Origin of the sequence: Pseudomonas sp. MIACH (genome assembly GCF_001269925.1) — a bacterium.
GTDB lineage: Bacteria > Pseudomonadota > Gammaproteobacteria > Pseudomonadales > Pseudomonadaceae > Aquipseudomonas.
The window spans coordinates 32,604-42,551 of the sequence record NZ_LHVO01000034.1 but is presented as its reverse complement, the minus strand read 5'-3'; the positions used below and the strand labels follow the sequence as shown (position 1 = coordinate 42,551).

Annotated in this window: 7 protein-coding genes; all 7 read left to right on the top strand. The window is 62.2% G+C overall.

Annotated elements, in window-relative coordinates; translation table 11 throughout:
• Positions 1-131: 131 nt before the first annotated feature.
• On the top strand, positions 132-395 hold the full coding sequence (locus AD670_RS30950; RefSeq protein ID WP_082340978.1) for a PAAR domain-containing protein: 264 nt from the start codon (positions 132-134) through the stop codon (positions 393-395).
• Between the two features lie 89 nt (positions 396-484).
• Positions 485-1,633, top strand: a complete 1,149-nt coding sequence (locus AD670_RS14635; RefSeq protein WP_256243908.1) for a hypothetical protein — start codon at positions 485-487, stop codon at positions 1,631-1,633.
• A gap of 9 nt (positions 1,634-1,642) precedes the next feature.
• A complete protein-coding gene (locus tag AD670_RS14630) occupies positions 1,643-4,966 on the top strand; it encodes an ImcF-related family protein (RefSeq protein WP_053133436.1) in 3,324 nt (1,107 codons plus the stop codon).
• A gap of 20 nt (positions 4,967-4,986) precedes the next feature.
• Entirely contained in the window at positions 4,987-6,573 is a 1,587-nt protein-coding gene (gene tssA / locus AD670_RS14625) for a type VI secretion system protein TssA (protein WP_053133433.1), read from the top strand.
• A 24-nt stretch (positions 6,574-6,597) separates the two neighbouring features.
• Positions 6,598-8,367 (top strand): type VI secretion system baseplate subunit TssF, encoded by a 1,770-nt coding sequence (gene tssF / locus AD670_RS14620; protein WP_053133430.1) that lies wholly within the window; start codon positions 6,598-6,600, stop codon positions 8,365-8,367.
• Positions 8,331-9,428, top strand: a complete 1,098-nt coding sequence (gene tssG, locus AD670_RS14615) for a type VI secretion system baseplate subunit TssG (protein ID WP_053133428.1) — start codon at positions 8,331-8,333, stop codon at positions 9,426-9,428. Before tssF ends, tssG begins: the two co-directional genes overlap by 37 nt.
• Positions 9,409-9,945 (top strand): type VI secretion system lipoprotein TssJ, encoded by a 537-nt coding sequence (gene tssJ, locus AD670_RS14610; protein WP_053133425.1) that lies wholly within the window; start codon positions 9,409-9,411, stop codon positions 9,943-9,945. Before tssG ends, tssJ begins: the two co-directional genes overlap by 20 nt.
• Positions 9,946-9,948: the final 3 nt, after the last annotated feature.

Genomic DNA, 9,948 nt, shown 5'->3' with positions numbered 1-9,948 from the left:
AGAAATTATGAGCGGTTCGAATCTGTCGGGAATAATAGGCGAGGATTTTTCTTGAATTTTAAGATGTGCTTGATAGATATATTTTCTGCACAAGACAAGTAATTTAGTTGCTTCTAAAGTGGAGATTGAACATGAAAAATATCATTCGCATAGGTGATAAAACAACTGGCGGCGGCGCTATTCTATCAGGATCCACTGTCATGATTTTCAGAGACATTGGTGCTGCTCGCAAGGGCGACCCGGTGGACTGTCCGATTCCTGGCCACGGTCGAACAGAGATTGCCGAAGGGCACCCAACGTTTCATGACCACGGCATTCCGGTCGCGTTTCATGGGCATCGTTGCGCATGTGGTTGCACCTTGATTTCGTCTCTGCCTCAAGTGAGTGCGAGCTAGTCATGCCGGTCAGAATGGATCAAGTCCCCGCACCGTCTCCACGACCTTCACGGCCTAGGGGTTGGCTCTGGTTAGGTGTGCTGCCACTGATGCTTTCGCTGCTTGGTGTGTGCGGGACGTTTTTGTTCGGTACTCAATCGTTACGCGAAACTTCTCCGAGGTTCTGGGAGCTGGCCCTGGGCGCTCCATTCTTGGGCTGGTGTCTGCTTAGCTTCGGGCGTGTTTTGTCGTATTTCGGTCAACAACAGGTGGCTGACGGCTGGGATAAGGCACGTGAGGAGGATTTGGCTTACAAAATCCGGCGAGGTCGGCGCGCCCAACAGGTGTTGGGTGTCAGCCTGCACACGGCATTACGCGAACCGGGAACTTCCTCTGCAACACAACTGACTGCGTTGCTGCGCTCAGCCGAAGTGCTTTGGGCTCAACCGTGCATGCCGGACCAAACTGTTTCTCGGCACAGCCGTCTTACTAGTGGTGTGCATGAAAACCCCGAGCAAGTATTGGGACGAGTATTCAGGCTGGTACTTGCCGATCTGTTGCCAGTCCTAAGACGGGCGTCCGCTGACTCACCACTTGCTGTGCTTCTGGAGGTCGATAGCGCTCTGCCGGAAAACCTGTGGCAGCACGCTTGGCGACAAGCCTGGAGCGAATCCGACATCCGCCAGCCCACTGTCCCTGTCGAAGGCAGTGGCCTTGCCGCAATGGACCAATGGCTCGATCAGCGAATTGGCGACAATGTGTCTTTATTGGTCGTGGCTTTGCAGTTTGCACCGCAACAGGCAGAGGGAACGGCTGAAGCGGCGGTCGGGCTGCTTTTTGGTAACCGTCTGACGCAAACCGTCTTGCCCCCAATCGCCTACCTGCATCGCCCGGAGCAGGCGCGCGAGCCGAACACCGACGCTTTGCTCTACGCCGCGCGCCAGGCATTGGATTGGGTGCCTCTCGACGCGCAGTCGATCCAGCAAACCTGGCGAGTGGGAGTTGATGTGCGGAGGAATGAGGCGCTGAGCAACGTCTTGGCGGCCGTGCCGCTCCCTGCGAAGAACAATCAAGGGTTTTACAACCTAGATACCTCGCTGGGGAACCCGGGCAAAACATCACCGTGGCTGGCGATTGCCGCCGCAACGCAGACCATTCAGCGCGGCGCCGGGCCGCAATTCATTTTCAGCGGGAGCGGCTGTGTTGATACAGGGCTCTGGAGCACGGTCTTGACGCCTGTGCCATCGCTTTCGAAATAGGAACTTCGAATGCAGACTCGACGTGTTGTGTGGTTGGGAGCTTTGCTCGTTGTACTTTTGTTGATCGGTATGGGGCTGGGTGTATTGGTCTGGCAGTACCCCGAGCTGGTTGGACTTCGCTCTGGTGGTGATCGCCAAATCGCGGGATTGTGGGTGATAGCCGTTACGACCTTGGTTCTGGTGATGTGCGTTGTGAGCTACCATTTTTTGGGGCACCAGTTGGGACATTCGGCTTACCGGCAAGTGCAGGCGGATGATGTGCATCGGCCTATGCAGGCTGACCATTCCAAGACCATTGATACAGAGGCCGCGCGACGCGTTAGCTCGATTAGAAAGCAACTGCGTGCTCGCCACGGCCTCTTCTGGCGCCACAAAACCCGCCTACTGCTGGTCATCGGCGAACCCACCGAAATCGAAGCCCTCGCCCCAACCTTGACCAAGCTCTTCTGGCTGGAAGGACAAGGCACCGTCCTGCTCTGGGGCGGCAGCGCCCAGTTGGCGTTGGATCAGTCCTTTCCCGAGCGATGGAAAGGCCTGAGCCGCTGGCGTGCATTGGACGGGGTGGTCTGGGCACTGAGCAAAACCCAAGCCGCCGACGATGCCGCGATGGGCGCGGGTGTGCATCGGTTGCAAAGCCTGGCCAAACGTCTTGGTTGGCAGTTGCCTTTGCACTTGTGGCAGGTTTGCGACAGTCCATGGCGTCAGGCAGGCCGCCAGGCGCATCCCGTGGGTTGCCAATTGCCCGCGCGCTTTACGGCGGCGGTGCTGGAAACCGCTCTGAATCGTTTACTGGAACCTTTGCGCCGCGAAGGCCTGGCGCAGATGAACGCGGTCATGACCCATGACTTCCTGCTGCGCCTGTCGCGGGATTTGCAAGGCGAGGGCGTTGCGCGTTGGCGTCACACCCTGGCCCCCCTGGCTGGCGAGTTCGCCGCTGGGGTGCCGTTGCGTGGGGTGTGGTTCAGCTTGCCGGTGCTGCCGATCAAAAACATGCCCGAACATTTCTGGCCGATCGATGCCACCTGGCAGGGCGTTCTCGATGACAAGCCCCTCAACCCACGTCGATTCGGCTGGAGTGTGCCCCGCATCGGCTACGCGCTGGCCCTCGGCGTGACGGTGCTGTGGAGCACAGGATTACTGCTGTCTTTCATCAGCAACCGCGCGCAGATCCAACAGGTGCAAGCCTCAATTGACGCCCTCCAACGCGCTTCGCAATCTGACGAGCAGCTCCAGGCCCTCAACGAACTGGTCCGCGAGTTGGGCCGCCTGGATGATCGTGTCCAACACGGTGCTCCGTGGTATCAGCGCTTCGGCCTGAATCAAAACCCGGCGCTGCTGGACACGGTGTGGCCACGCTACGTCGAAGCCAACAACCGTCTGATTCGCGATCCAGCCGCCGCCGCTCTTCGTCAGCAACTCCACGCGCTGGTCAAGCTGCAAGCGGACCATCCCGAGCGTGCCGAACGCGCCCGGCAGATCTACGATCAGCTCAAGGCCTACCTGATGCTGGCCCGTCCGGACAAAGTCGACGCCGATCTGCTGGTCAAAACCCTTGGCAACGTCGAACCCTCCCGCTCAGGTGTTGCGTCAGGCCTCTGGCAAACCCTGTCACCCACGCTTTGGCAGTTCTATGGTGAGCACCTGGCCGCCCACCCTGCTTGGCGCATCGAGCCCGACGCGCGGCTGGTCGCGCAGGTGCGGCAGATCCTGCTGGGTCAACTGGGCCAGCGTCATGCCGAGGCCAACCTGTACCAACAGTTGCTCGATGACACCGCCAATCACTACCCGGCCCTGGACCTGCAGCAACTGGTCGGTGACACCGATGCCTTTGCGCTGTTTTCTACCGCCGCCAGCGTGCCCGGCGTCTTCACCCGTCACGCCTGGGAGGGGCAGGTCCGCCAAGCCATCGATGACATCGCGGACGCCCGCCGCGAGGAAATCGACTGGGTACTCAGCGATAAACCCGGCGACATCGACACCCGGTTGAGCCCGGACCAATTACGCGAGCGCCTTACACAACGCTACTTCCAGGACTACGCCAGCGCCTGGCTGGACCTGCTCAACAGCCTGCGCTGGCAGCCGGCCGCTAGCCTCGACGAGTCAATCGACCAACTGACGCTGATAAGCGATGCGCGCCAATCGCCGCTGATCGCGCTGATGAATGCCGTGGCCTATCACGCGCAGGCCGGCACTCGACCCCAGGCCTTGGCCGACTCGCTGGTGACATCCGCGCAAAAGCTGATCGGCCAGGACAACGTTCCGGTGCACGAACTCAAAGGCCCGCTGGATCCGACCTTCGGCCCGCTGTTGGCACTGCTGGACAAGAACGACAACGACGGCCTGAGCCTCCAGGCCTACCTCACCCGGGTGACACGGGTGCGCTTAAAACTCCAGCAAGTCAGCTCCGCACCCGACCCGCTGGAAATGACCCAGGCCCTGGCGCAAACCGTGTTTCAAGGGCGCCGCATTGACCTCACCGACACCCAGGCCTACGGCAGCCTGCTGGCCGCCAGCCTCGGCGCGCAGTGGAGTGGGGCGGCGCAGACGCTGTTCGTGCAGCCGCTGGAACAGGCCTGGCAGCGGGTCTTGCAACCGTCGGCCGCGGGCCTGAACAGCCAGTGGCAGCGCTCCATCGTCAGCCAGTGGAACACGGCCTTCGCCAGCCGCTACCCGTTTGCGGCCACGGCCAGTGACGCCTCGCTGCCGATGCTGGGGCAGATGATCCGTGCGGACTCCGGGCGCATCGAGCAGTTTCTACAGCGGCAATTGAGCGGCGTGTTGCGCAAGGAGGGCAGCCAGTGGGTTGCGGATCCACGTCACAGCCAAGGGTTACGCTTCAACCCGGCGTTTCTCAGCGCCATCAACCAGCTCAGCGACCTCGCCGATGTGCTCTACACCGACGGCGGCATGGGGCTGCGCTTTGAGCTGCAAGGCAAAGCCGTGCGCGATGTGGTGCAGACCACCTTCATCCTCAACGGCGACCGGCACCAGTATTTCAACCAGAAGGAAAGCTGGCAGCGCTTCCACTGGCCGGGCCACAGCGACTACCCCGGCGTGAGCCTGAGCTGGACCAGCGTGCACGCCGGCGAGCGCCTGTTCGGCGACTACCCCGGCACCTGGGGCCTGATCCGCTGGCTGGAAAACGCCCAGGTCACGCCGTTGGACGACGATCACAGCCGTTATCGCCTGCAGCTCAAGGCGCCGGATGGCTTGAGCCTGACCTGGCACCTGCGCACGGAATTGGATGCGGGGCCGTTGGCGTTGCTCAAGCTGCGCAACTTCGCGTTACCGCAACAGATATTCCTCAGCGAGTACGACACCCCAGCAGCCTAAGCCCAAAACAGGAGTTTCCCATGAGCCTGCGCACCTTGATCACCCGCTGCCTGGGCACCCGCGATGCACTCTGCGTCGCCCACCAACAGGCTGATCACTGGCAACCCTGGCTGCAACCCATCAGCACCGATTCTCCCGTCGGCGAAGACCCCGGCTACGACGATGACTTCCAGCGCATGCGCGAAGAGGTCAGCAAGCTCTCCGGTGCCGATGCTGAGCAGGTTGCCGAACTGGCGCAGAAACTGCTCATCCACACCTGTAAGGACTTGCGCGTCGCCACTTACTACCTGTGGGCACGCTTGCACAAGGAGGGCGAAGTCGGGTTGGCCGATGGCCTTAGCCTGCTGGCTGCGCTGATTGAACGCTTTGCCGATGCGGTACTGCCGGCCCGGCCCCAAAGCCGCAAGATGGCCCTGGAATGGTTGGCCAGCAGCAAGGTGCTGGACACACTGCTGCTGTACCCGGAAGTGGTCAAGGCCGAAGCCGAGCGCACCGCTGCAGCGCTTGCCTGGCTTGAGCGTGAGTTGAGTACGTGGCCCCAGGCGCAACGGCCGAACCTGGAACCGCTGTATGCGGCCTTGTCCGCGCGGCTGGCACAGTCAGGTGGTATGGACGCGTTAGTGCCGCAGAACAGCGCCAGCCACGAGTCGTCGGTGCAAGCGAGTGCCTCGCCGGTCACGTCGATCAAATCCGGGCGCGACCTGCTGGACAGCGGTCGGGCGTTGGCCGGTTATCTGCGCGAGCAACCCTTGGGATGGCTCGCGGCGCACCGTTTGATGAAGAGCTTGCGCTGGGACACGGTGCACCAAACGCCGCCTCAGGAGGCGAACAACCATACGCGCCTGGTACCGCCGAGAGGGGACTATCGGGCACAGCTCAAGCGGTTGTACCTGCAACAGAACTGGGCGGAGTTGCTTGATCAGGTCGAGCGGATCTATGCCGAAGGGGTGAACCATTTCTGGCTGGACCTGCAGTGGTACGTGTATCAGGCCTTGAGCAAACAACCCGCGCCCCAGGACCGCTGGGCCGATATCACCAAGCGTGATTTGGGCATGTTCCTCGAGCGCCTGCCGGGGCTGGAGCTGCTGTGTTGGAGCGACGGTAGCCCCTTTGCCGATGAAACCACTCGCGAATGGATCGCCCAGCACGTCAACGGTAACCAACCCCAGCAATGGCTGCCCGTCACGTCGGTGGCTGCTGCGGCAGACGACGGCGACGTGCTGTCGCTGGAAGGCGAGGCCATCGCCCAGGCGGACAGCGACGGCGTGGAGCAGGCACTCGCCTGGCTGGCCGCACGCCCCGGTATCCACAGCGGTCGTCAACGCTGGCTGCTGCGCCTGCTGATGGCGCGGGTGGCCGAGCAGTATGGCAAAAGCGACCTGGCCATCCACCTGCTCGGGGAGCTGGACGCCACCGCGCAACGCCAAGCCTTGGCCGAATGGGAGCCCGAGCTGAATTTCGAGGTCAAGGCGCGCCTGCTCAAGCTGTTGCGGGTGAAAGCCCAGCGCAACGACGCCGACAGACCCACCCTGGCGCGGCGCATGGAAACCTTGCTGGCGGCACTGGTGGCCATCGACCCGGTACGCGCCGCAGTGCTCTGTGGCTAACCCTCATACACCAGGAGTCTTTCTGTGAGCATGGACAATCTGACACTGCACTACTTCGACGCCGAAATGCGCTACCTGCGCGAGGCCGGCAAGGAGTTCGCAGAGGCGTTCCCGGACCGCGCCGCGCAGCTCAACCTCGACAAGCCAGGCGCGCAGGACCCGTATGTGGAGCGCCTGTTCGAAGGCTTCGCGTTCCTGATGGGCCGTCTGCGGGAGAAACTCGACGATGACCTGCCCGAGCTGACCGAAGGGCTGGTCAGCCTGCTGTGGCCGCACTACCTGCGCACCATCCCGTCGCTGTCAGTGGTCGAACTGGTGCCTGAACTGGCGCAGATGAAAAGCAGCGAGTTGATCGCCCAGGGTTTCGAGGTGCTGTCGCAACCCATCGGGCCACAACGCACCCGTTGCCGCTACACCACCACCCAAGACCTGACCCTGCGGCCGCTGGCACTGATCTCGGTCGGGCGGGGCTTTGAACCGGACGGTTGCTCAGTGTTACGCCTGCGTTTTGCCTGCGGGGCATTGACCGACTGGAGCCAGATCGATCTCAGCCGCCTGCCTCTGTACCTGAATGCCGATACACCTCTGGCCAGCGCTCTGCATCAGGCGCTGACCCTCAACACCCAGGCGCTGTATGTGCGCTGGGCCGGGCAAACCGAACGCCAGCCATTCAGCGGACATTTTGCGCCCAAGGGGTTTGGCGAAGAAGACCGGCTGTGGCCCAAGGGCGACAGCGCCTTCAGCGGCTATCAGCTATTGCTGGAGTATTTCAGCTTTCGCGAGAAATTCATGTTCGTGACCCTATGTGGGTTGGAGCAATTGAAGCTTGCCCCCGGCATTGACTGGTTCGAGCTTGAGGTGGTGTTGCGTGAGCCCTGGCCCTCTACCTTCGACCTGACCTGCGAACATATCCGCCTGCACGCCGTGCCGGTGATCAACCTGTTCCCGTTGGAGGCCGACCCGCTGACCCTGGCGCCGTTGCAAACCGACTACCTGCTACGCCCCATGCGCTTGCAGGACGGCCACATGGAGATCTATTCGGTGGACCGCGTCACCGCATCGAGAAACGGTGAACGCCAGGACTACGTGCCGTTCACCAGCTTTCGCCACAAGGGCGGCATGCTGCGCGATGAGGCGCCGGAACGCTACTTCCATACACGCCTGAAGCGCGCGGCCAATGGCTTGCACGACACCTGGTTGGTCCTGGGAGGTGAAGGTTTCGACAAAGACCGCCTGCTTGCGCAGGAAAACCTGTCGTTGCGCCTGACCGGTACTCACGGTCAGTTACCGCGCAAGGCACTGCAAAGCACGCTGCTCGATACCGCGGTGCAGTCCACGCAAGCCGCTCTGCGCGTGCGCAACCTGTGCGCGCCGACCTTGCCCTGCTACCCGCCGAATCGTGACCGTTTTCACTGGCGGGTGCTCAGCCACCTGGGGTCGAACTTCCTGCCGATGCTGGGCAGTGCCGAGGTGCTGAGAGGAACGCTCGCGCTCTATGACTGGACTGGCAGTGAACTGAATCGTCGTCGCTTGGCCGCCATTGTCGAGGTCAGGCATCACCTGGTTCAGCGTTTTGAAAAAGGCTTTTTGCTGCGCGGGGTGGATATCGAAATCACCCTGGACGCCCATGGCTTTTCAGGGGAGGGCGACATCAGCCTGTTCGGTGAAATGCTCAACCGTTTCTTTGCCTTGTATGCCGACATTCATGTGTACACCCAGCTCACGCTGATCCTGCAACCTACTGGAAAGTGCCTGCGATGGAACGAGAACCACAGTCAGCGTATTCCCGGCTGAAAGACGTCGGTTTGCTGGAAGTCCTGCGGCCGCACGTGGCCGAGGCCAACCTGTACCGCTTTTGCCAGTTGTTGGAGCAGGCCTTGCCAGGGCAACCGCCTTTGGGCAGCACGGCGCACCCGGCCGATGATGCCGTGCGCTTTCGGCCTGATCCCGGCATGGGGTTTGCGGCCAGCGAGTTGAAGGCGATCGAAACCGATGACGCTCGCCCGGAGCGCCCGGCGACGGTGCGCACCCGCCTGTTCGGTTTGTACGGGGTCGACTCGCCGATGCCGACGGTGTTTCTGGATGACATCGCGCAACGTCGCGAAGGCCACGCCGCGTTGGAAGCCTTCCTGGATATGTTCAATCACCGGATGTTCACCCAGCTTTACCGGATCTGGCGCAAGTACTCCTACCCGGCAACGTTCGAAACCGGTGGCACCGATGCGACTTCGCAATGCCTGTTGGGCCTGATCGGCCTGGGTATTCCGGGCACTGCCCAGCAGGTCGCCACGCCGGTCTCGCGTTTTCTGGCCTTGCTCAGCGTGATGCGCCTGCCCACACGCAACGCCGAAGGCATCATGGCGCTGGTCAAATTGCTCGCCCCCGAGACCCAGGCGCAGGTGACTGGGCATTGTCCGCAGCGCATTGCGTTGGCGCACCCGGCCCGTCTTTCCCGGCAACGTCCCGTGAGCTTGTCCCAAGGCACGCCGCTGGGCCGCGTCGGCCAGGACGCCAACAGCCAGTTGCGCTTGGTGCTGTGTACCGACGACACCCGGCAAGCGCGTGGCTGGCTGCCCGATGGCGAGTTGTACCGCGATTTGCTGGTGCTGCTGCGCGTTTACCTGGGGTGGCGTTGCACCGCGAAACTGCAGCTGTCGTTGCCGGTGCGCAGCCTGCCTGTGCCCGTCCTCGGGCAAGCGCCTATCCGGCTCGGCATGACCGGTGTCCTTGGTTTGGGCGGCGATGCCTGGCAAGTGACGCGGCACACCCACCTTACGATCAACCTCGGCCGCTACCAGGGCCTTTCGATTAATCCCCGCAACAGGGAGACGCAGCATGTCGCGTACCGTTTTTAAGTGCTTGATGTTGGCGGTGACTGTACTGCCGCTCGCGGGGTGTGGCCTGGCCCAGACCGTGGCCGATGGCACGGTGTCCACCACGAAGGCGATCTTCTACAAGCAGGTCAAAACCTTGCACCTGGATTTCAGCGCGCGCACGACGCTGAACACCCAGGTCACCGACATGAGTGCGTTGTCGGTACCGACCTTGATCCGGGTTTACCAACTGCGCGACACCAAGGCGGTGGAGCTGGCGACCTACGAAGGGTTGCTGGGCGATGACGAGCAACTGCTGGCGAGCGCGTTGCTGGACAAACGCGCAGTGGTGGTGAAACCGCAGGAGGGTGCGCAACTGAATGTGCCCATGCACAAGGAGGCGCAGTTCGTCACGGTGGTGGCCTTGTTCCGCAACCCCGATACCCGCCTGAACACGTGGCGCCTGACCTTGGCACGCGACGACCTGGACCCGGATCGGGCACGGGTGATCGAGCTGGGTGATAGCCGCCTGACGCTGCGGCCCCTGGCGAAGGACTGAGCC